At 48.0% G+C, this 22,859-nt stretch carries 22 protein-coding genes; 8 read left to right on the top strand and 14 right to left on the bottom strand.

Annotated elements, in window-relative coordinates:
* Positions 1-5: 5 nt before the first annotated feature.
* The 9 genes from NT073_RS10850 to NT073_RS10810 all read right to left on the bottom strand — a co-directional run bounded on the left by NT073_RS10850 (position 6) and on the right by NT073_RS10810 (position 9,629).
* Positions 6-2,501 carry a DUF2309 domain-containing protein gene (locus tag NT073_RS10850; protein ID WP_297372882.1) on the bottom strand — a complete coding sequence of 832 codons (2,496 nt, stop codon included), beginning with the start codon at positions 2,499-2,501 and terminating at the stop codon, positions 6-8.
* A gap of 808 nt (positions 2,502-3,309) precedes the next feature.
* Positions 3,310-3,996: a hypothetical protein gene (locus NT073_RS10845; protein WP_297372880.1), complete on the bottom strand. Its 687-nt coding sequence runs from the start codon at positions 3,994-3,996 to the stop codon at positions 3,310-3,312.
* Positions 3,993-4,370, bottom strand: a complete 378-nt coding sequence (locus tag NT073_RS10840) for a GntR family transcriptional regulator (protein WP_297372878.1) — start codon at positions 4,368-4,370, stop codon at positions 3,993-3,995. Before NT073_RS10840 ends, NT073_RS10845 begins: the two co-directional genes overlap by 4 nt.
* A 2-nt stretch (positions 4,371-4,372) precedes the next feature.
* Positions 4,373-5,173 carry a hypothetical protein gene (locus NT073_RS10835; RefSeq protein ID WP_297372876.1) on the bottom strand — a complete coding sequence of 267 codons (801 nt, stop codon included), beginning with the start codon at positions 5,171-5,173 and terminating at the stop codon, positions 4,373-4,375.
* Positions 5,170-6,039, bottom strand: coding sequence for an ABC transporter ATP-binding protein (locus NT073_RS10830; RefSeq protein ID WP_297372874.1), 870 nt, complete (start codon positions 6,037-6,039; stop codon positions 5,170-5,172). Before NT073_RS10830 ends, NT073_RS10835 begins: the two co-directional genes overlap by 4 nt.
* Before the next feature lie 213 nt (positions 6,040-6,252).
* Positions 6,253-6,597, bottom strand: a complete 345-nt coding sequence (locus NT073_RS10825) for a hypothetical protein (RefSeq protein ID WP_297372872.1) — start codon at positions 6,595-6,597, stop codon at positions 6,253-6,255.
* Positions 6,598-6,759: 162 nt separating this feature from the next.
* Positions 6,760-8,355, bottom strand: coding sequence for a peptide chain release factor 3 (locus tag NT073_RS10820; protein WP_297372870.1), 1,596 nt, complete (start codon positions 8,353-8,355; stop codon positions 6,760-6,762).
* Between the two features lie 105 nt (positions 8,356-8,460).
* Positions 8,461-8,838: a DUF423 domain-containing protein gene (locus tag NT073_RS10815; RefSeq protein WP_297372868.1), complete on the bottom strand. Its 378-nt coding sequence runs from the start codon at positions 8,836-8,838 to the stop codon at positions 8,461-8,463.
* Positions 8,839-8,969: 131 nt separating this feature from the next.
* Positions 8,970-9,629 (bottom strand): YggS family pyridoxal phosphate-dependent enzyme, encoded by a 660-nt coding sequence (locus NT073_RS10810; RefSeq protein ID WP_297372866.1) that lies wholly within the window; start codon positions 9,627-9,629, stop codon positions 8,970-8,972.
* 182 nt (positions 9,630-9,811) lie between these two features.
* Between NT073_RS10810 and NT073_RS10805 the strand changes: the two genes are divergently transcribed.
* The 8 genes from NT073_RS10805 (at position 9,812) to NT073_RS10770 (ending at position 16,598) form a co-directional block, all read left to right on the top strand.
* On the top strand, positions 9,812-10,753 hold the full coding sequence (locus NT073_RS10805) for a hypothetical protein (RefSeq protein ID WP_297372864.1): 942 nt from the start codon (positions 9,812-9,814) through the stop codon (positions 10,751-10,753).
* Positions 10,754-10,910: 157 nt separating this feature from the next.
* On the top strand, positions 10,911-11,285 hold the full coding sequence (rpsF, locus tag NT073_RS10800; RefSeq protein WP_012925716.1) for a 30S ribosomal protein S6: 375 nt from the start codon (positions 10,911-10,913) through the stop codon (positions 11,283-11,285).
* 2 nt (positions 11,286-11,287) lie between these two features.
* A complete protein-coding gene (gene rpsR / locus NT073_RS10795) occupies positions 11,288-11,539 on the top strand; it encodes a 30S ribosomal protein S18 (RefSeq protein WP_012925715.1) in 252 nt (83 codons plus the stop codon).
* A gap of 98 nt (positions 11,540-11,637) precedes the next feature.
* Positions 11,638-12,081, top strand: coding sequence for a 50S ribosomal protein L9 (gene rplI, locus NT073_RS10790; RefSeq protein WP_012925714.1), 444 nt, complete (start codon positions 11,638-11,640; stop codon positions 12,079-12,081).
* Between the two features lie 207 nt (positions 12,082-12,288).
* Positions 12,289-13,305 (top strand): GSCFA domain-containing protein, encoded by a 1,017-nt coding sequence (locus NT073_RS10785; protein ID WP_297372860.1) that lies wholly within the window; start codon positions 12,289-12,291, stop codon positions 13,303-13,305.
* Positions 13,306-13,346: 41 nt separating this feature from the next.
* The gene (locus NT073_RS10780) at positions 13,347-14,450 is read left to right on the top strand and encodes an Mrp/NBP35 family ATP-binding protein (protein WP_297372858.1); all 1,104 of its coding nucleotides are present in this window, start codon (positions 13,347-13,349) and stop codon (positions 14,448-14,450) included.
* Between the two features lie 41 nt (positions 14,451-14,491).
* A complete protein-coding gene (locus tag NT073_RS10775) occupies positions 14,492-14,758 on the top strand; it encodes a NifU family protein (protein WP_297372855.1) in 267 nt (88 codons plus the stop codon).
* A gap of 184 nt (positions 14,759-14,942) precedes the next feature.
* Positions 14,943-16,598 (top strand): D-alanine--D-alanine ligase, encoded by a 1,656-nt coding sequence (locus tag NT073_RS10770; protein ID WP_297372853.1) that lies wholly within the window; start codon positions 14,943-14,945, stop codon positions 16,596-16,598.
* A 78-nt stretch (positions 16,599-16,676) separates the two neighbouring features.
* On the opposite strand, the gene NT073_RS10765 is transcribed toward NT073_RS10770, so the two are convergent.
* From NT073_RS10765 to NT073_RS10745, 5 genes are all read right to left on the bottom strand, one after another.
* Positions 16,677-17,759 (bottom strand): Gfo/Idh/MocA family oxidoreductase, encoded by a 1,083-nt coding sequence (locus tag NT073_RS10765; RefSeq protein WP_297372851.1) that lies wholly within the window; start codon positions 17,757-17,759, stop codon positions 16,677-16,679.
* A 91-nt stretch (positions 17,760-17,850) separates the two neighbouring features.
* Complete coding sequence (locus NT073_RS10760; RefSeq protein WP_297372849.1) at positions 17,851-18,927, bottom strand: endonuclease/exonuclease/phosphatase family protein; 1,077 nt, start codon at positions 18,925-18,927, stop codon at positions 17,851-17,853.
* A gap of 93 nt (positions 18,928-19,020) precedes the next feature.
* A complete protein-coding gene (locus tag NT073_RS10755; protein ID WP_366107237.1) occupies positions 19,021-19,446 on the bottom strand; it encodes a GreA/GreB family elongation factor in 426 nt (141 codons plus the stop codon).
* Between the two features lie 548 nt (positions 19,447-19,994).
* A complete protein-coding gene (locus tag NT073_RS10750; RefSeq protein WP_297372845.1) occupies positions 19,995-22,148 on the bottom strand; it encodes a molybdopterin cofactor-binding domain-containing protein in 2,154 nt (717 codons plus the stop codon).
* A 2-nt stretch (positions 22,149-22,150) separates the two neighbouring features.
* Positions 22,151-22,642, bottom strand: coding sequence for a (2Fe-2S)-binding protein (locus tag NT073_RS10745; protein WP_297372843.1), 492 nt, complete (start codon positions 22,640-22,642; stop codon positions 22,151-22,153).
* Positions 22,643-22,859 lie beyond the last annotated feature (217 nt).

Raw genomic sequence — 22,859 nt, 5'->3', positions numbered from 1 at the left:
TAATCTTAAGAAAGTAGGTAAACAGGAAGGTCTTCCTGATGGGTTTCGAGCAACGGGGCAATATCTTTTATCGTATCCACATGATGAATTATGGGCTCATACGGCGTAAAGGCCCCTTCTTTGAACACAAAAAACTTTTGCGTTTCGGGGTTTACAACCACCAGATGTACCCACTCATTAATGAACCACTCATAGGTTGCACTCGACTGTTTAATGACATCCAGCACCACATCCGGAAACTGCTCGATAATGAAGAACATCCGCACGGGGTCATGCACTTCAATCATCTGACTGGGCAATCCCGGGCGTAAATCACCGTCCATTCCGTTGGCTACACCAATCAGGCCCATCACGTTATGGGGCAGCTTGGTTCCAGCTCCCAGTTGCTGATTGTCGACCCTCGAAAAGAAATATTCGAGGTTGATGCCTCCGCATACGGGCGCGGCTGCTTTCAGGATATTGAACAGGTATTTGCCATCGGGGTCCACGCGGTAATCGTACGAGTTCAGGAACGACCGGCGGTCCAGGAACAAGCCTTTCGTAAGCGAACGACGGCCCACAATAGTGAGGGCGTTGGTGGCGTGATTCAGTTCAGGGCGCGGCTCGAACAACGACACAGAACGCTCCCTAACTCGCTCGTGAATCCGCTTCAGACTGGCCCGGCTGTCGATAGACTCAAAGCGTCTCGACCGTTCTTTGGCGTTATAGTCGAGTGCGGTTTCGAAGGTTCGTTTATTTTGATTGTGCTTCTCAAGATTCGCGGGCGTAAGTGAAGCTTCATCGAAAAAAGCAATTTCATCGCGGGTGGTGTCGTGCAGCGCCCCGATAAACTGGGTTGTATCGGGAATGGTTAATCCTTTGGCCTTGAGAATGGCCCGTACTTTGGCGTGATTGGCCATGTACGATATGGCCCGGGCATTCACCGAACCCGCCCGGCCTGAACACGCGCCACAGTCATAGGCAGCATAGTGCGGATTGTTCACGCTACTAGCCCCGTGACCAACCACATACACAATGGATGCGAAGTCTTCGACCAGGCCAATACTTTTCAGAAGCCCTTCAACCCGCACCGCCATCTCGTCGACAGAGTAGCCAATTTGGAGGCCGTTCTCCATGTCTTCGGGATGCTCGTTCTCAATTGTGAGCTTCGAGAGATGGTCCATATGCTTAAACGACGACGCAGCCGCAGGCGTCATGGTTGGTTTAAAAATATTTGCGAACAACCGCAGAGCGGCCCAGAAGCCCAATGTCTGCGAAATTAACCAGCCGCTGTGAAAGGAATGCGCGTGCTTATTGAAGTGCATATCCCGCTGCCGTTTGTTCCTTGAATCGATCTCTTTGATCAAGTGCTTTGGCGAAAGCGGAACCGGACAGATTTTGGTGTAGTACTTGCCTTCTTCGGGTTGAAAAAAACAATCAACGCCGAAGAAACCCGGTGTTCCAAAGGTTTCGCAGGAATGATCCAGATCTTCCAGATAACGCCGGAACGAACACTCCCGGTCGTCGATGCAGAACATCGCCTGGAAGGTTTTCGTTGGGATTCGGACTTCGTTGCGTTCTTCCAGCTCAAGCCCGGCCATAACCTGATCATAGTAGCTCCATTCGAAAGCTTCCTGCCAGATGGTCATAACGTCACTCAACTCTGTATCCGGTACGTCGGCGAAGAGCGGAACCGGCGTGTGCGTGAGCCAGCTCCGCATAGGTGTCCATTCGTTTCCCAGTTGGTAGTTTATGGCGTCGATTTCGAGCAGCAATTCAAAAACGATCAGGTCATGAAGTGATATTTTACGCGTATCCAGCAGCGTTTGCGGCAAATCCTCAATTACGGCTACCATTCCCGACCAGCCCGAATGAGCAAACTGCTGGTCGAACAGGTATTGTTCATACAGCGATTCGTCACCAACGAGTTTATCCAACAAGGCATTGAGGTTACAGTCACCATGCAGGAAAAGGTCTTTAGCGGCTTTTGTTCTGAACACGCTGGTGAAACTTGTTTCCTCCATCTCGCGCATAGACGACAGAAAATCCTTATCCCGAACCGGGAAGTTCCAGATCGAAATGCCCTGATCGAGGTAGCTGCACAGAATGCGGAACAGCAGCGGGTGAACCAGTGAATCCAGGTCTACATGGTGTTCTTTCTTCCAGCTTGCCCGCAACGAGCCAATCCGGGGCTGAAAAGCCGTTTTATAGGGTTTGGCCAGCACCTTCTGCGACCATTCTGCAGCCAGTTCTACCCCCTTGTGCTGTATGATGATCCGTTGAAGCACGTCTTTCCGGATTCGTTGCGAGGCAAAGAAAGACCGGTATTCGTTCAGCAAGAGCAGGGTTTTATAACCGAAAAGTTCAGATGCTTTGTGGAGCGCCTTATCGAACCGTAAATCCTGAAACGAGTGTAGTGTATTGTGATGAACGAAGTCCTTCAACGGCGCCTGAGCCGGAAGATAATGCTTCAACTCATGAAGAACGTGGTGTTCATCAAATGTAGAATCGTGTGTTTTCATAGCGAATGAACGATAGCAGCGGTGGGTTTCTAATCAGTTAGCAACCACTCGACATGGCCTAACCAGCACTTAATAACTAGTTGAGCCAATCGACGATTAGCTAGGGGCAACAAAACAATGTATATGTACAGACCAGACAGCCCGAAAAGCCCGTTAGCCCTGTATACCTTACCTATTAACTTTTTTGTACCGGACAAAAAGAGTGAGCCGTTGCGATGCAGCAACCAGCGCGTTTGTCGGATTTACGTGAGTAGAAAAGAAAAGCTGAATCGAAAAAGGAGTAGAAAAGGAAAGCAAATTATTATCAGAACTTTCTTTTTTCTATAAGCAGTGACCCAGTTAATACGGCTAAGGCCAATGGAAGGCTGTTAAGCAATACAAACCTAAACGGTTTACACTTTTTACGTATAGTCTGTGGCTCCAGTAAGTGACCTCTTTCTATTGTGATGTATAAGTTAAGAGGCTTAATAGGGCTGGGCCAAACTTTTTCATGGCATTTTAATACCATTTTTCAATATTCAAGGAAACAACCAAATTTATCTTGGTTTAAGTAAAGTTTGTTTAATTTATTTTTAATTGCTTTAAGAACTCTTAAATCGGCCTTAAAAACAGGAAGCTGAATAAAGCCAGAGAGCGGCTCACTATAAAAGTGATTTTGCGGATGTCAATAAATAGAGCGCGCGTCTATACATAAAGGAAACCCCATGTATGGACGCGCGAAATAGGAGGTTACACACTTAAAACATGTATAGCGAGATTATTTCACTCTAACCTATAAACGTTAACCCGCTATGCAAGTGTCATTCATTTATTTTAACCATTTCAAGGCTTTCCCGCGCAATTGCATTTCAGCTTTAGAAGAAACTTGCTTTAAAAAATTATCCACCTCGCTATTGTTAAGCCGCACCCCACTTGAATCCTGCACAATAGTGGTTAACGATTTGTAATGATCCGCGCCTAACACCGCAAAGCTGTTCTGACGGGCGGTTAGCCGGAATGGTCCGTTAACCGCTAGCTCATCCGTAATCAACCGGGTATTTTGTAGTGATACGGCCAGTTGCTGCGGACTAAATTGTCGTATGGTCAACCGCCCGTTCGCAATCCGTAAACTTTGTAAATCAGGCAGTCGAAGCACCAGACCGGGTCCTAAAGGATATTCTTTATCCTCATGTGGGTCACGGCTCTCTCCTTCGTAATTCATCGTAAAAGTGACGAACAAGGTGTCGCCCTGCTTCCGGGTCCGGTACGAGTTTGCCATGTTGGGCCAGAGTATAGCCTGAGCCGTATCCTTGCTCGGTTCAACGATAATTTCTGAAATAGGGGCAGCTTCAATGACCAGATGCTTTGCCGCCGGTAACGCCCGATGGTCGAAATCCTGATACGGATCACTCCAATCCAGTTTATCGTATTGCTGCTTGAGCAGCACATCGGTTGCCACCATTCCCGACAAGGTGATAATGGTCAATAGGGCCAATAAAATATGACTTGTTTTCATTGCGTGTTCGTTGGGGCGTTTATGTATTCGTCGTAACGGGTTTCAATTTCGCGGAGGTCGATACCCAGCAATGTCAGGTTCTTAAAAAATAAAGGCAGATCGTTCTGTAAAAACTGCTCGCGCCGATAGGTTCGGATTTTATCGACGGCGTCGTCGGTAGCGAAATAGCCGATGCCCCGTTTGTTGGCAATAACCCCCTGCTGGTTTAAAAATTCGTACGTCCGCATGACGGTATTTGGGTTTACTTCCAGCTCCGCTGCCAGTTCACGAACCGACGGGACCTTCTCATTTGCGGACCAGTGACCCAGGAGAATCTGCTCACTTACATGCTCGGCAATTTGCAGATAGATGGCTTGTTTGTCTCGAAAATCCATCGTTATACCTCCCGTTCTTTAAGTCTGAAATAGGCGGTGATGTACAAGATCACGACCGCCAGAATACCCACGGCGTAGCGGATTTGATCGCCAATGGGTTGCGGAATGTCAAGCATACGATATTGCTTTTCATTGATCGGCGATGGAACACCAATGCGATCAAAAGGACCAGCCATATTCCCTTCTCCCAAGTCAATGACACTCCGAATGATCAGGGTGTTTACGATCACTCCGATAAACAAGAGAAGAAACGTCAAAACCGCCACTAAGGGAAGACTGTAGCGTCGTACTACCAGCAGGAAGGCGAGTGCAACCGGATGAAGCAGAGCCGAGAATACCCACAATTGTGTCGGGATATACCCGTCGAACGCATAGTATGATTTAAGTATTGGCGTTCCGATGGGCCATTCTTTACTATTGACGTACTGAACACCTGCGGCATCTACCAGCCCAAAGAGTAAACCGTAAACAACTACAAATCCAACGCCGGAAACCAGCCAGATAAGAACGATTTTCTCCAGTTGAGAGGCAGGCTGCATCAAATACGTCATGGCCCGCTCCTTATGGTTCAAGGCTTCTGTCTGTTGCCAGATAAACACATACCAGGCAGCCCAGCCAATAAAGAAAAACGGTATAGCACGGTTACGCTCTACAGCCACCGGATTTCCTCTATACAGGAGAAGAGCAACGGTTATTAAAATAACCAGTAGCAGCGCCAGATTGGTCAGCAACTGTCCCCGGTTATCGATAAAGTATTTACGCAGTAAGCGGCCAAAGCGGCTAATTGAAAATGTCTGGTTCATACGGTTGCGAAAGTTGAGGTAGAGAATAATTGCTGAATACGCGCAGGTTCGGCCTGTACAGCGTTGAAAAGCCGTTCCAAATCCAGCCGACTGGATTCGCCTATGGGGTTTTCCGCTACAATAGCATAGCCACCAACCGCCCGTTCTGAATACAAAATCGCTCTGTTTTTATCCAGCTCAGGCACCAGCCCGAACCAGAGCCGGGCCGTGACCTCCTCAACGGTAGCTTTCAACGCAACGGTCATGTGTGAACGCGAACGTTCGGCCAGAATAACAATGGGATCAATGAGGGCTTCGAGGTCGCGCACTTGGTGAGTGGAGATCACGACCGTCCGGTGTTCATTCACGGCTCCGGCCACCAACCGCCGAAACTGGCTCTTCGACGGAATATCCAGGCCGTTGGTCGGCTCATCCATCAGGAGTACTGCGGTATTGGTTGCCAGCCCAAACCCGATCAGCACCTTCTTTTTCTGCCCGTACGAGAGTTCACTCAGTTTCTGATTGTCAGTCAGGCCAAACTCGCGGATATAGGCGGTCATTTGCGCCCGATCGAAGCGCGGGTAAAACGGCGCGTTGCTATCGACAAACTGGTTGATTCGTACAGCCGGGAGGTAAAACTCTTCGGGTACCAGAAATAAATCCTCCAGAAACGCCGGCTGTCGATCTTTGGGCATGTAATCTCCCACCCGGACATACCCTGACTTCGGATACAGTAAACCGGATAGTAACCGTAACAAGGTCGACTTTCCGGCGCCATTCGGCCCGAGTAACCCATAAATAGATCCGGGCGAAAGCGTCAGGTTCAGTCCTTCATACAAAGGCTTACCCCGCTTGTAGCCAAACGACAAATCGCGAAACTCAATCATAAAGCCAACCGTTATAGTGTATTAGATAAATAGTACACTGCAATAGTAGGTACGATAACTAATTAAGTCAAGTATTTAACAGCATTTAATTTACAGAGCATAAAAAAACCTCTCACTGTGAGAGGTTCTTGTAATATCAACCGTCTCGGTCGGGCGTACGTGAATAGCAAAAGCAAACGTCACACCCAACCCGGACGGTCGGTACTGCAGTGTTTACTGGTTCGATTCCTTAGGCGTTTTCTTCTTTGCCTTTACGTTCGATGGGCCGGTTCTTACACTGCTGGCAGCATCTACTTTGGTAGTGCCACGGTTTGGCGAACTGCCGTTTGCCTGGTACTGGTCGTTGGTCAGGCCCGTACCGGTTGACGCCCCAGTCGAAGCGCCATTGGTCCCGTCATGGGTATTGGCCGCCGACGGGTTTGAGCGGGCGGCATCGTTGGACGAGACGGTACCCGTAGCCGATTTGTTGTCATTGGTACGACGGGGCTGCTTTTGCTGAGCAGCGGCTGTTCCGGCAAGTGCCAGCACCAGCGCAACGGTTGCGAATGAATGAATCATTGTTTTTCAGTTAACGTGAGTAATAGGACAGTAACGTTCAAAAAAAACCGGGTTACGACTCTTGAGGCTTGCCCAAAGAACCGTGACCCGGCTTTTTTTGAACGCCCTGACAGGTATAACTAATCAGGAACGCATGAGTTTTTATTAATTTGTATATACCGGTCAGGCTGCGACCTTAAACTCCGAAGTCAGGTGGAACGTAACGTCCGGATTATTCTGCTGATTCATGCGAAGCATCCAATCCGACTCGGCGAGGAAGACCGGATTCTGATCTTTATCGTACGCAATCTGATTGCCTTTCAGGCGAATGAACTCCGCCAGTTTGGCCGGGTTCTCGGCAGTAATCCAGCAGGCTTTTGTGTAGTTCAGGTGTACCCAGCGGCATTTGGCTCCGTATTCGTTTTCCAGCCGATACTGAATTACTTCAAACTGAAGTTCTCCTACCGTTCCAACAATTTTCCGGTTACCTAACTCCAAATTGAATAACTGGGCGACACCCTCATCGGTCAACTGCTGGATGCCTTTATCCAACTGCTTCGACTTCATGGGGTCCAGATTCACCAGTTCTTTAAAGATTTCGGGCGAAAAGCTCGGAATTCCCTGAAACTGAAGTCCTTCGCCTTCTGTTAGGGTATCACCAATTTTAAATGTACCTGTATCGTACAGACCCACTACATCGCCGGGGAAACCTTCTTCAACCACGCTCTTACTATCGGCCATGAAACTGAACGGACTGGCAAACCGAACATTTTTGTCCAGACGGGTATGGTGATAGAACTTGTTCCGTTCAAATACCCCCGAGCATATCCGCAGGAACGCAATACGGTCGCGATGGCGCGGGTCGAGGTTAGCGTGTATTTTGAAAACAAAGCCACTGAAGTTTTTTTCGCCGGGCAGCACTTCACGTTTGTCGGTTGGGCGCGCGATAGGTTCCGGCGAAATGTCGCAGAAACCTTCGAGTAATTCCTTTACCCCGAAGTTATTTACCGCCGACCCAAAGAACACGGGGGCCAGTTTACCATCCAGATATGCCTGCCGATCGAAGCTGTCGTACACGCCATCAATTAGCTCAACATCTTCGCGAAGTTGAGCCGCGTCGCGCTGACCCACTTTTGTATCAAGCAGATCATCAGCCAGGTCTATGGGTAGAACATCGGCCTCTACTTTAGTTTTGTTGGCTTTAAAGAAATATAACTTTTTCTCGATCAGGCTATAAACGCCTTTAAAATCAGAACCCATATTGACCGGCCAGGTCATGGGTCGAACCCGGATATTCAGCTTCTCCTCCAGTTCGTCGAGCAGATCGAAGGGATTGCGGCCTTCGCGGTCAAGTTTATTGATAAAGATAATCACCGGCGTATCGCGCATCCGGCATACTTCCATTAACCGCTCCGTTTGTTCCTCAACCCCTTTTACGCAGTCGATCACCAGAATAACGCTGTCTACAGCGGTGAGCGTCCGGTATGTATCTTCTGCAAAATCTTTGTGCCCCGGTGTATCGAGAATATTAATCTTCAGATCGTGGTACTCGAACGTCATTACCGACGTCGCCACCGAAATACCGCGCTGCTTCTCAATTTCCATGAAATCGGAGGTAGCAGTTTTCTTTATTTTGTTGGACTTTACAGCCCCGGCCGTTTGGATAGCCCCCCCAAAAAGCAGGAGCTTTTCAGTGAGCGTTGTTTTACCGGCATCAGGGTGACTAATGATGGCGAACGTCCGTCGACGGGCCGTTTCAGCCTGTATATTCGTTTGCATTATTCTCAGAATCAAGATACAAAGATACGAAAAAAAGCGAAGGGCATGGCGAGGGTAATGTATGAATTTCCGCTCGTCTGCCCTCTTTAGTTATCCCTTTGCCTTTTATAAAAATGCCCACAGCAGCAGTGCCCAGCCGGCAATCATGCCGAGTCCGCCAATGGGAGTTATGGCGCCCAGCCAAGTGATTCCGGTGAAGCACAGAACATACAGCGAGCCCGAAAAAACAAGGACACCGCCCAAAAATGAATAGCCCGACCAGTTGAGCAGCTTCACAGTCGTGGGGTTACTGCCAAACGTATGCATCAGTAACCCAATCAGGACAAGCGCAAGGGCATGGTAAAACTGATACTTAACAGCGGTTTCGAATGTAGCCGTGCGGCCCGATGCATCGAGCATAGTGCGCAGGGCATGTGCCCCAAACGCGCCAAGACCAACACCCAGCAGGCCCAGAATGGCCCCGGATTGAATAAAGAATTTCATAGTCTAAACCAGGGTTTCAACAAGATTGTAAAGATTTTTAAGCGTATTTGTCCTTTTCCTGTAAATCCTTACAATCTTATTAAAATCTTGGTTCAGACATCCTATTAAATCCTGCGGGGCCGCCCGGCGATTCAGTTTCGGCTTCCAAAGATTGCGCTACCCACCCGAACCAGCGTACTCCCTTCTTCGACGGCAATGCGGTAGTCGCCACTCATACCCATCGACAGTTCGCTAAACTGAATTATAGGCCGCTTGATCTGGCCCAGTTTGTCATACAATTCTTTGAGCCCACGAAATTCCAGCCGGACCTTATCGGTATCATCCGTATTCGTAGCCAAGCCCATCAGACCGACGATTCGCACATTTGGCAGGACATCCAGTTCGGGTGCGTTCAATAGCGCTTCTGCTTCTTCCGGCGACAAGCCGAACTTCGTTTCCTCATCGGCAATATAGATTTGAAGCAGACAGTCGATCACCCGATTGGATTTGGCAGCCTGTTTGTTTATTTCCTGCAGTAGCTTCAGGCTATCGACCGAGTGGATCAGGGTAACAAATGAAGCGATATATTTAACTTTGTTGGTTTGCAAATGACCAATTAGATGCCATTGCACATCGTTGGGGAGTTGCGGTTGTTTCTCCGCCATTTCCTGCACTTTGTTTTCACCAAACCGGCGACAACCAGCCTCATACGCTTCGCGCAGTAACTCGACTGGCTTTGTTTTTGTAACGGCAATTAGCCTGGCCTTGTCGTGTAATTCACGTTCAATCAGTCGAATCGTATTAGCGATCATAATGGGAAAGGTAGTGGTCCTGAACTAATGCTTTATTAATATTGTGCAAATATAGGTTTGAGAACTAAGGCTAAACGCGTAGTTTGTGGCCAAAAGCCGCCTTTCCAGTACAATAAATCCCAATATGGTTTAGTTTTGGAAAGGATTTCTACCTTAACTCTTCAGTCTAACATATGAACCCAATGGAACCTAGACCACAACCCCGGAATAACAGTCGTAGTTACTTATTGGCGGCTTTACTGATTCTGGCTGCTCTTAACGTACTACTGCTGTATTTCTATTATCAGGAGCGGCAGGACAACAAGACAAAAGACGCAACCATTGCAGCAAAAACGGAAGAGGTACTTATTGCTAAAACAAAACTTGATTCGATTTCAACTCAATTAGATGAGAAAATTGCTGAAATTCGGCAATTAGGCGGCAGTGTTGATTCGTTAATGAAAATAAAAGCCCAGCTTGAGGTCGATAAGCGTGAGCTTAAAAATGTGGGGTCGTTTGACAGTAAGAAGTACGATCAGAAGATTCGTAATTATCAGTCTTTACTGGCGCAGAAAGACCAGGAAATTGCCCGATTAAAAGAAGAGAATGGCGTTCTGGCGCAACAGAATCAAACTCTGGCTCAAGAGAACAATGGCTTAAAATCTGAGAAGCAAAGCTTGAGTGACTCGGTAGTGTCGGTCACGATTAAAAATCAGGAACTGGCGGAGAAAGTAACCATTGCAGCCGCCCTTAGGGCTGAAACGGTTACGGTAACGGGTGTCAATGCCAAAGGAAAGGAAACCGACGGCGGGGAGTACAAGGCAAAGCGAACCGACAAGGTGCACATCTCGATGCAGCTTTCGCCGAACGGATTAGCCAAAAAGGACGAGAAACTACTTTATATCCGGATCATTGACCCAAATGGCGCTGTTGTTTCCGATCTGGCCACCGGCTCGGGCGAGTTTATGTATAACAACCAGGGAATGATTTACACGGCCATGCAGAAGTTCACCTTCGATAATACCCGGCAGCGGCTCGACTTCTACTATGGTCGGGGTGGTCAGCGTTTTATTGAGGGCAAACATACCGTTGAAGTCTATTGCGAAGGGTTCCGAATTGGTGATGGCGAGTTTTTAATAAAATAGTTTTTTAGTCGGTAAGTTAATAAGTCGGAAAGTGGCTGGTGCGAAAGTAACACTCGCACCAGCCACTTTCCGACTTATTAACTTACCGACAACTCCCTTTGCATTTGTCTGTTTATTTCTTACCTTTGCGCCCTCATTTCAAACAAATTACAAAAAAATGTTTCCTAACAACTACGAAACGGTGTTCATTTTAACTCCCGTTTTATCTGAAGCTCAGATGAAGGACGCCGTTGACAAGTTTCGTAAAGTGCTGACCGACAACGGTGCGGAACTTGTTCATGAAGACCACATGGGCCTGCGCAAGCTAGCCTATCCAATTCAGCATAAGAACACGGGTTACTACCAACTCTTCGAGTTTAAGGCCCCCGGCACGATCATCGAGAAACTCAATACCGAGTATCTTCGTGACGAGCGTATCATCCGCCACCTGACGGTTTCGCTCGACAAGCACGCTGTTGCCTACAACGATCGTAAGCGCAATGGCTTAGTGGGTAAGAAAAAACAAACCGAAAACGCCGGGGAGGCCAAGTAATCATGAGTCTGCAAAACGAATCTGTCTCGAAAACCGAGAACCGTAAAAAATACGACCGTTTCAAGAAAGCCGGTATCAAGTATATCGACTACAAAGACGGCAACTTCCTGCTGAAATTACTGAACGAGCAAGGTAAAATCCTTCCCCGTCGGTTAACCGGCACAAGCCTGAAAAACCAGCGCAAAGTGGCCCAGGCCGTCAAACGCGCTCGTCATCTGGCCATATTGCCATACGTAGGCGATTCACTGAAATAAGTTAATCAAGTCAGTAAGTCAGTAAGTCAGTAAGTGACGCTTATGCGGTTAATAACTTACCGACTTATCGACCTACCAACTTACCGACTCTCACAAAAATGGATATCATTTTAAAAACCGATATTGCCGGCCTGGGCTATAAGAACGACACCGTTACGGTGAAGCCCGGTTACGGTCGCAATTACCTGATTCCTCAGGGATTTGCAATGATGGCAACCGACTCGAACAAGAAGATCGTTGCCGAAAACATTCGTCAGGCTGCTCACAAAGCCGAGAAGATTAAAACCGAAGCTCAGAATATTGCCGATGGTATTGGTGATATGACGCTGACGATTCCAGCGAAAGCGGGCGACAGCGGCAAAATCTTCGGTCGGGTTACCAACACCCAGGTGGCAGAAGCCCTTCGCGCAAAAGGCTTTGACATTGACCGGAAGAAAATTACGGTTGAAGATGTTAAAGTACTGGGCACCTACGAAGCAGCTCTTGATTTGCACAAGGATGTAAAGCATAAAGTGAAATTTGAAGTAGTTTCGGCTGAATAAGCAGTACTATTTTTGATGAGATCGACCGGCTCGTTGCGAAATGAGCCGGTCGATTTTTTGTCTAATGTATCAGGCGGTATTTTTCTTATACATGAGACAACCTGGTTCGTTAAACATGACCTTATCAGCACTAATAATCAGCCTTTTACCTGCAAGATTCTTTTCCCAAAATCGGACCTAATCAGTCCGATTTTTTGTTGGTAAAGTATGCAGTTTCATACAGAGTTTTCGCCCGAACCGCTCCCCTTTCGCCTTGGTCCCGACAGTCGGATTGTTACCATTGGGTCGTGTTTTGCCGATGTAATGGGACGTCGGTTGATTGACAATAAGCTGGAGGTACTCAACAATCCATTCGGTACGATTTTCAATCCGATCGCCATCGCTAAATTGCTAACCATGGCGCTGCGTGGCGCTACACCCGACGACAACGGCTATGTTGAACGGGATGGCGTCTGGTTCCATTATGATTTCCATTCGTCTCTCTGGGCCAACACGCAGGATGAATTACGGACCAAACTAACCGACGCCTTGTCGACAACGGCCGAAGCCATCCGACAAGCCGACTTTCTGTTTTTGACGCTCGGTTCCGCTATCGTCTATCGCCACCTGGAAACCGGTGAGGTCGTAGCAAACTGCCATAAGATGCCGGGTACATTGTTTGAAAAATATCTGTATCATATCGATCACTTACGTGACGACTTGACCCGGTTGCTGAAAACACTACACAAAGCGAACCCCAGGCTCAAGGTTGTACTGACGGTGAGCCCTGTTCGCCACACACGCGATACGATGCCCCTTAATAGTGTAAGCAAGTCAACACTGCGGGTTCTCAGCCATGAACTAACAATCTGGAACAGCTGGGTGACCTATTTCCCGGCTTATGAGTTAATGATGGACGATCTGCGCGATTATCGTTTTTACGAACCGGACATGATCCATCCAAATGCTCAGGCACACGACTATATTTTCGAGAAGTTTGCCCAAAGCGCATTTGATACCGAACTTCGTGCATTCGTTACACAATGGGCACAGATCAGCAGATCGCTGGCTCACCGCCCGCTTTATAGTGACAACAGCCCGGCTCACCAGCAGTTTCTGGTTAAACTGCTGGCCGAATTAGAGGTACTTTCAAAACGTATCAATCTTTCGACGGAACTGGCTGATATTCGAACTCGTTTAAAACAGGGAGAAAAGAAAGAAATGGGAACGGGAGAACTTGTTTAAACTTTCCCGGCTCTTTGCCTCCCTCCTTTTTCCAGTTAACTATGTCTGATTACCGATTATCTACCGAAGCTGTTCTGCGGGCATTGAGCACCGTTGAAGAACCTGATTTAAAGCGCGACATCGTTTCGCTCAACATGGTAAAGGATGTTGTGCTGGGTATCGGCTCCGTTCGTTTTACCGTCGTTTTAACAACGCCAGCCTGTCCGCTTAAAGAAGTCATCCGCAAACGTTGTGAAGATGCCATTCATACCCATATTGGTGCCGATATTCAGGTAACGATTGATATGACTTCGGACGTGACCTCAACGCGCATGAACGCGCCGACGCTACCGGGTGTAAAAAATATTATTGCGGTTTCGTCGGGCAAAGGTGGAGTTGGCAAATCAACGGTTACGGCTAATCTGGCCATTGCCTTACACAAATCAGGTGCGAAAGTGGGCATTATCGACGCCGACATTTACGGACCATCCATGCCAACGATGTTCGGAGCAGAAAATATTCAGCCACGTATTTTTCAGCAGGATGGCCTGACACGCATGGAACCCATTCAGCAGTTCGGTATTAAGATCCTTTCGATGGGCTTGCTCGTAGCGCCGGGTCAGGCAATTATCTGGCGAGGCACCATGGCCGGTCGGGCGTTGCAGCAGTTTTTTTCCGATGCCGACTGGGGTGAGTTGGATTACCTGCTCATCGACCTGCCACCGGGTACGGGCGACATTCATTTAACGCTGGTACAGACCGTACCGGTTACGGGTGCCATTATTGTTACAACGCCCCAGAAAGTGGCACTGGCCGATGCAACGAAAGGATTGGCCATGTTCCGTCAGCCACAGATCAACGTGCCGGTGCTGGGGGTTATCGAAAACATGTCCTACTTTACGCCAGCTGAATTGCCCGATCATAAATATTATATCTTTGGTAAAGGAGGTGGCCAGTTGCTGGCCGATCAATTTGATGTGCCGATGTTGGGGCAGATTCCCCTTGTGCAAAGTATTCGTGAATCCGGCGACGACGGACGCCCCGCCATTAGTTCAGGCGACCCCATCGCAACGGCAGCCTTCCAGGATGCGGCCGAAGCCCTGGCACAACAGGTCGCTATCCGCAACGCTACCATCGACCGGACCGAACGGGTACAGGTTGCATAAACAACACAGAAAGTATAAATTTACCGTAAATCAACTTTTCAATGCAGACGGTAGTCAACAACGATCAACTAATTAGTAAGGTAGAGCGGGCACTTGATAGCATGCGGCCGTATCTGGCGGCCGACGGCGGCAATGTGAAGATATTGGAAATAACAGAAGATAAAACGGTTCGGCTTGAACTGATGGGGTCGTGTGGTTCCTGTCCTATGTCGGCAATGACCTTTAAAGGCGGTCTAGAAGAAGCCATCCTCAAAGCCGTACCCGAGATCACAAAGGTTGAAGCGGTAAACATTACACCTGCTTTTTAAATACGGGACCCGCCCATGACAGCGAAAGATGTCATGGGCGGGTCCCCCGAATTGTGGAAGAGACACCTATCTTTTTGTTATCTGTCATTTCCCTGATTAACGTCAGTCATGTGTTTCTCCAACATTAGAACGCCGAATAAGGCGTTTTTTTGTTTCTTTGTAACTCGTATTATCCCTCAATTCAGTGAAAATAGGCATTTTCTTCGGTGGGCCGGCGCGGGAGCGTGAGGTTTCCTTTGCGGGCGGACGTACCGCACTGGCTAATTTGGACAAAGGCTTATTCGAGCCAGTTCTGGTATTTGTTGATGGCCGCGGACGGTTCCGGCTTGTGTCGCCCGATTTTCTTCAATCACCTTCTCTACGCGAAGCACTCCCGCAAGATAGCTCAGGTTTTTCAGTCTACGATGAGTCGCTCGGAGTCGATGCCCTCGACGTAATACTACCTGAACTTCGCCCGGAACAGTTTCGCAACCACTTCGATCTTGCCTTTTTGGCCATGCACGGCCCCGATTGCGAGGATGGTGCTATTCAAGGATTGCTGGAATGGCATAAAATGCCGTATACTGGACCAGGCCTCGTTGGATCGGCGGTAGGTATCAATAAAATCCTGCAAAACGAGCTTATAGCACTGGCGAACGGGCAGAAAAAGAAAACGGCAACCATTAGCCGGGACGACTACGAAAAGGCTGATAAAGCGCAGTTCTTTCAATCATTGGTCGAGCATGTGGGTTTGCCAATTGTCGTAAAAGCCCCCCACCAAGGTTCATCCATTGGGGTGGCCATTGTACGCGAAGCCGATCTGGCTCAGTTTTGCCGGTCTGTTGAACAATGCTTTTTCACGATGAGCATTCAACCGGACGGATGGAGTAAGCTGAGCGAATGGACGAGTTTATCGGATATAGAAAAGCACGAGCTGGCGCAAAAGATGGTCAGTCTGGATTCAGGAATCAGCTTCCCGGTTGTTATCGAACAAACGGGTGAAGTAATCAAGCATCCGGCCGACTTTGTTGCCAGACTAGATGCACTAATGGCGCAAAGCAGTCAGCCTATTACCTTGGCGTCGCTCAATGCGGAAGATGAAGTCCTTTTTGAGGAGTTCATTACAGGCCAGGAGTTCTCGTGTGGAGTAATCCAAGATGACGATCAAGTTGCGATTGCTCTGCCTCCAACGGAAATCTACAACGTAACCAGCTTTGACTTCGAGTCGAAATACAAACTAAACACGACAAAAAAGCGGATTCCGGTCGAAACGAGTCTGGAGAACAACCGTAAAATTCAGTTGGCGGTTGCTCAGGTGTTTACCCGATTGGGCATTAATGTCTATTCCAGAATAGACGGTTTTCTGACGCCCGCCGGGGATGTGCTGCTGCATGATCCCAATACCATACCGGGTATGTCGCCTTCCTCACTTATCTTCAAGCAGATGGCAGAAATCGGCTTGAATCTGGCAAACTCATTGACGTACCTTATCCGCCAGTCGCTGCGTGAACGTATCCGCACGGGAAAAGACACCTTTCATTTAAAACATCTGCTCACTGAACTCGACGCTCAGCTGGCGCACCGCAAAGCCAATCCGCTGCCCGAACGGGTTATTTCCTTCGGGTCCGGCGACGAGGAGTTTATCGCAGCGAAACAGCAGTATAACGAGTTGGCCGCATCAGGCACCGTACGACCTTCCTTAATGTACATTAAGAGCAAACAGGAGTCGCACGAAATTCCGGTTAATCTGCTCTTCAAGGATACCATTGCGGAACTGGAAACAGCCCTGAGTCAGCCGCGCCACCCTTTGCTGCTCGAAACTGCCGAGTTGGCCCGTCATATCACAGAACGCTACGTGTAAGACCAGTGTCCTATACGAATCGGCATACAAAAAGGGGCTATAGTTGCAGACTATAGCCCCTTTTTGTATGCCGATTCGTTATAACATAACCGGTTGGCCCGTGCGGACAGATTCATCGCAGGCAAAAGCAATCTGCAAACTATTCACAGCATCCTGCATATGGTCGGTCAGGTCCAGATTCTCCAGAATAGCTTTCTGAAAATACCGCTGTTCGCGGTTGCAGAGTTCCTGATGGTCAGGTTCGTCCTGCATATCAATCCAGGTATCCGTTTCAACAAACTGATCATTGGCGTCCAGAGCGGCTTTGTGTACCCGCAGCGATTCCGTTTTGGTATGTGAATCGACATTGTCTGATTTACCAGCAGCGCCCGCATTTTTGGCTACTATCGACACGCAGCCATCGGGCCCAATTACGTCTTTCACAAAGAAAGCGGTTTCGCTCATCATGGGACCCCAGCCAGCTTCGTACCATCCAACCGAGCCATCCTCAAACCGAATCTGCAACTGACCGTAGTTGTAATTACCAGCCGGAATATCGTTGGTTAAGCGGGCACCAATTGCATTTACCTGTAGTGGCTTCGAGCGGGTCATCTGACACATCACGTCAATGTAATGCACTCCGCAGTCTACGATAGGACTCAGGCTTTTCATCAGGTTCCGATGTACGGTCCACATGGTGCCGTGGCTTTGCTGATTCAGGTTCATCCGCATCACCAGCGGTTTACCTAATCCCTGGGCAATCTCGACAAATTTTTCCCAGGATGGATGATGCCGCAGAATGTAGCCCACAACCAGTTTTTTATCGGCTTTCTGGGCAGCCGCCATCACATTCCGGGCTCCTTCTACCGTATCCGCAATAGGCTTTTCCATGAATACATGACACCCTTGCTCAAAAGCCATAATGGCGAACTTTTCGTGTGTATCCGGGTAGGTGGAAATGCAAACGGCATCCGGTTTGGTTTCGGCAAGTGCCTTCGCATAATCATCATATAATGAATAACCACCGCCCAGCCGTTCGTTTAGAACAACTTTGCTGTTCCCGGTTGACACGATACCGCAAATTTCGAAACCACCGATTGTTGTATAGGCAATGGCATGCGACGCACCCATATTACCACATCCAACAACCAACACACGTAGCGGTTGATTTGGTATTGACATGAACTAATTAGTTTGGAAGGAAAATTTTTGATTACAAAAGTACTCCAAAGTAAGATCATACCGGCGAAAGGGTAATCAAGATGCGTTGTTCCTACGTAGCACGTTCAATTATTTCGTGAGCTTCTTCCAGGTCATCGTGTTCAGGCTGTGGAATTTCCTCCTGACGCTCATCCGGCTCGGGTGCGTACGTGAGCGCAGTGAATATCGGAAAGTGATCGGAGCCACAATTGGGCAACCGACGAATTTTCCGGAGCTTAAAATGATGGGATACAAATACGTGGTCGAGCGGCCAGCGAAAGAGAAAGTAATTTGCGTGAAATGTATTGTATAAGCCCCGGCCAACACGCGGATCAAATAAGCCGCTTACCCGCTGAAACAAACGCGTTGTATGCGACCAGGCTACATCATTCAAATCACCGGCTACAATAACTGGTTCTTTTAGCTTTCGGGCTTCTTTTCCAACCAGCAGAAGTTCCGCATCCCGTTCGGCCGAACGGTAATGTTCCGTTGGCGTAGGCGGCATCGGATGAACGCCATAAAAATGAATCACCTGCCCGGAGGGCAGTTCAAATTGTATATATACCGATGGAATATCATCCTGGATAAGAAATCGTACCTCATGATGCCGCATTGGCAGGCGAGAGTAAAGAAGCATACCATACGTATTCTCCAGTGGGTGTAATATATGGTACGGATAGCTTGCTTCCATTGGTGCTAGCTCATCCTGCCAACGCTGGTTGGCTTCAAGCACTAAGACAACATCAGGATCATACTTCTTTGCCATAGCCCAAACCTTCGGTGTCTGGGTATTTTCCATGTACACATTGCTTACCAGCAAGCGTATAGTGTTTTTATCCGCAATCTGCTGATCCATATGTTTAGGCACTCGCAAGACCTGTTTCTTATGAAAGGGAGTAAATCGATGAATCAACCATCCCTGGTAAAGAAGCGTTACAAATAGGCCAACCGGTACAATTCCCGTTGGCCAACCGGTGTGACGACTAAAAATAGCCCAGGCTACCAGTCCAATGAATGCCATTGCAGTAAGCTGTAGATGAGGAAAATCCCACATCCTAATCCACCAGTAATCCAGCCTTATAAAGTTAATAAACGACGCTGTCGTAACCACGATAGCGTAAGTGAGTAGAATGGAATCAACAGTTTGCATGCGAAATGGTAGGGACTCTGTAAACGTGTATAAGATGTAGTTAACAACTAAATAAACGGCCTAATGCAATCGAATGACTCTGACTAACATAAGCTAATCATTATAAGAAATAGACTTGATTTCCAGTACGTTTTCTCCCTGTGGAGTACGAAGGGTAATCAGATCGCCAATCTTTCTCCCTAGCAATAATCTGGCAATGGGTGCCGGGAAGGCAATTCTTCCATGAATGACATCAGCCTCATCAACACCGACAATAGTTAGCTGTTTGTCAGCCTTACCGGTGCCGTGACTGCTCAAGGTAATTGTAGCACCGAACCGAACTTCATCCAGCGGATGATCCTGCATATTAACAACTTTTGCCGTAGCGATTCGCTGATTAAGCGCAGCTATTTGTCCGTTCAGCAGGGCAAGCTGCCGGGTACGCTCATTTTCGTCAGTAAATTGCGTCTGAGCCAATGTACGCTCCTTCTCAAGTCTTTCAAGCTCATCCCGTAGCATAGCCAGGCCTCTGGGCGTCACATAATTTACTGATCCAGCTGGCAATGGAGCTCTGGCAGGAATTACAACCGGGTCATCTGCACTCTCATTTTTCAAAAAAGCCCTGCTCATTTTGGATATACCTTGTGTATAAACGTAACAGACATGACACCGGGTTGTTTATAACAGGGTCTAACAGCCAGTCAAAATTTTCTATCTAGGCACTACTTCATCATGAGTTCCGCTCGGTTTATCCATCAAATTATACAGTTCATACGCTGTCACTTTCGCTCAGCTAGTACAGCATATAATTTTGTCCGTAAGTGAACGTAGGCTGTCCACTTACGGACAAGGTGCGACAACCTTGATTTCAATAACCCCTTGTCTATCAAAGCTAGCTTTAATCTGGCATATATTTTGGCATAATAAATGCGACCAGTAAACAACAAATACGAGCTGTAAGCAGCAAATCATAACCCGTTTAAACACCACTACTCTACAAACAAAGAATGCCCAGGTGAATCTGGGCATTCTTTGTTTGTAGAGTATATACTAGCCATTGACTAAGGAAATCTTCAGGAAAGTAATCATCAGGAAACTCCTTTAAACTCATCCTGCTCAACAAACGGCTGACTCCGAAGCCTCTTGCCCGTTGCTTTAAAAATAGCGTTGGCAACCGCACCGCCAGCAGGTGGAAGCGATGGTTCTCCCAAACCTGTGGGGTCAACTTCATTTTGCACGAAATGAACTTCTATCTCAGGGATTTCATTCAGACGAATAAGCCGGTATTCGTTGAAGTTTTTCTGCTGCGTCATACCATCTTTGAATGTAAGATTTCCATACATCGCATGCCCAATACCATCAACGACGCAACCCCGTACCTGTTGCTGCGCACCACTCTGGTTAATAACCACACCACAATCTGCGGCTGAGTAAACCTTTTGTAAAACCGGCTTACCTTTTTGCAGCACCACCTCGCCTACTTGGGCTACGTACGAACGATGCGAGAAGTAAACGCTGAATCCCTGTGCTACTAGTTTACCATCTGCGCCCTTCTTTTTACCCCATCCCGATTTCTCAACGGCCAAGTCAATTACGCCTTTCATTCTATCGATATCGTACTTAATAGCCCCCACTGGCTTCTGCTTTGCTTTATTTAAAAGGTCAAGTCTGAACTGCACCGGATCTTTACCCGCTGCTTGTGCAACTTCATCAATAAACGACTGCTCAGCAAAAGCAAGAAAGTTGGTAATGGGTGCACGCCAAGGGCCGGTTGTAATTGGGGATTTATGATCAACGCTATCAATTAAAAGGTTGTCAACTGCACCAGCAGGAAAATTATCCTCCCGCGTTGCGTTGCCGGCGTTTATACTAGCGCCACGAAGTTTATAGCCGATCATGTTACCTTGTGCGTCCAGGGCCGCTTCAAATCGGTAACGCACGGCTGGCCGGTAACTACCTCCCGTCATATCGTCTTCGCGGGTCCAGATCAGCTTTACAGGCGCATTCACCAGCTTCGACACTTGTACGGCTTCGACCACGTAATCGGCCTTCAAACGGCGACCAAAACCGCCACCCATGCGCGTTAATTGGACTGAAACTTTGTCGGGTGTGATGCCAAGAAGTTTAGCGGTTTCGTTCCGAGCCAGTTCGGGGGTTTGCGTTGGCCCTACAAGCTCAACGCCATCCGGACGAACGTGCGCGAAAAAGTTCATCGGCTCCATGGGTGCATGAGACAAGAACGGGCATTGGTATTCAGCCCTCACAACCTTGGCGGCATTTTTGAATGCAGTTTCAACGTCGCCATCTTTCCGGCGGACCGTTGCGTTGGAACTATCTAATAATTCCTTAAACAAGCGATTATGATCTGTAGTGCTTTCCAGTGCATCGGCTTTTTCCCATTCAATTTTCAGGGCGTCTTTAGCCTTCTTAACCTGCCAGGTCGATTTTCCGACCACAGCTACATTATTATCAAACGTCACTACATTTACAATGCCCGGCATTGCTTTAGCGGCTTCAGCATTCAGGGATTTAAGCTTATACCCAAATGCCGGACGTTGAAGCATGGCGAACAACATCCCCTCACGGTAGAAGTCGAGACCAAATAAAGGCTTACCGGTTGTTATTTTCGCGTTATCAACGTTTTTAACCGTAGTTCCAATCAGCTTGAAATCTTTTACGGCTTTGAGCTTTACATCGGCAGGAACGGGCAGTTGAGCCGCTTCTGTGGCGAGTTCGCCGTAACTGAGTTTCCGGTTGCTGGCTGAATGGATAACAAATCCTTTTTCGGTTGTGCATTCCGAACCCGGAACGCTCCACCGCTTAGCAGCTGCCCCCACCAACATTTGTCGGGCCGTAGCGCCTGCTTTCCGTAGTCGTTCCCAGGAGTGAGGAATTGACCCACTACCACCGGCTACCTGCCGTTCAAACTTCTTCGTGTCAAGGGGCGCCTGTTCTACAACTACTTTGGTCCAGTCTGCATCCAGTTCTTCTGCTACGATAATCGGGAAAGCGGTTTTTATACCTTGTCCGACTTCCGGATTTGGGGAAAGTATGGTAATTATGCCTTGGGGACTAATAGACAGGTAGCTATTAAAATCAGCTCCTGCTGCGACTGCTGCAGCAGTCGTAGTTGCGGTCGCGGCTTCTGATTCAAACCAGTTAAATCCTAAAATAAGTCCGCCACCTGTAGCCGCGGCTATTTTTAAAAAGCCTCTTCTACTTGAATGCTCTATCGTTTGCATCGCTATTTCGTTTTCGAGGATTTGATAGTTCCAGCAGGAGAAGACATAGAAGCCAGTTTGACGGCTTCTCGGATACGGTGATACGTTCCACACCGACAAATATTACCGGTCATGGTTTCGTCAATTTCAGCTTGACTGGGTTTTGGGTTACGTTTGAGTAGTGCTGCTGCCGTCATGATCTGGCCAGCCTGACAATAACCGCACTGAGGCACATCCATTGTATCCCAGGCTTGTTGAACAGGATGAGTCCCAGCTACAGATAATCCTTCAATTGTAGTGACTTTCGATTTACCTACCGCAGAAACTGGTAGTACACAAGCACGTGTAGCTTCACCGTTCAGATGTACAGTACAAGCTCCGCATTGAGCTATACCACACCCGTACTTTGTGCCCACTAGTCCAAAATTGTCGCGTAGTACCCAAAGAAGCGGGGTGTCTGGTTCGACATCAGCCTGATAACTACGACCGTTGATTTGAAGTTTGAAGATAGCCATTTTTAGGGCAAGGGGAGTTGAAAAGACTAATGTACAAAAAGATTAGGTATGGATTTCTACTCGTAGCTAAAACCCGATTAAACGCAAAAAGCCGTTCACTGGGTGAACGGCTTTCGCTGTTTCAATAGGTGGCATCTTCCTACTCTCCCGCTTATGACAGCAGTACCATCGGCAGTACGGGGCTTAACGGCTCTGTTCGAAATGGTAGAGGTGAACA

It is taken from the genome of Spirosoma sp., from assembly GCF_026391055.1.
In the GTDB taxonomy this organism is placed as follows: domain Bacteria; phylum Bacteroidota; class Bacteroidia; order Cytophagales; family Spirosomataceae; genus Spirosoma.
This window is presented reverse-complemented; position numbering and strand designations above follow the sequence as displayed.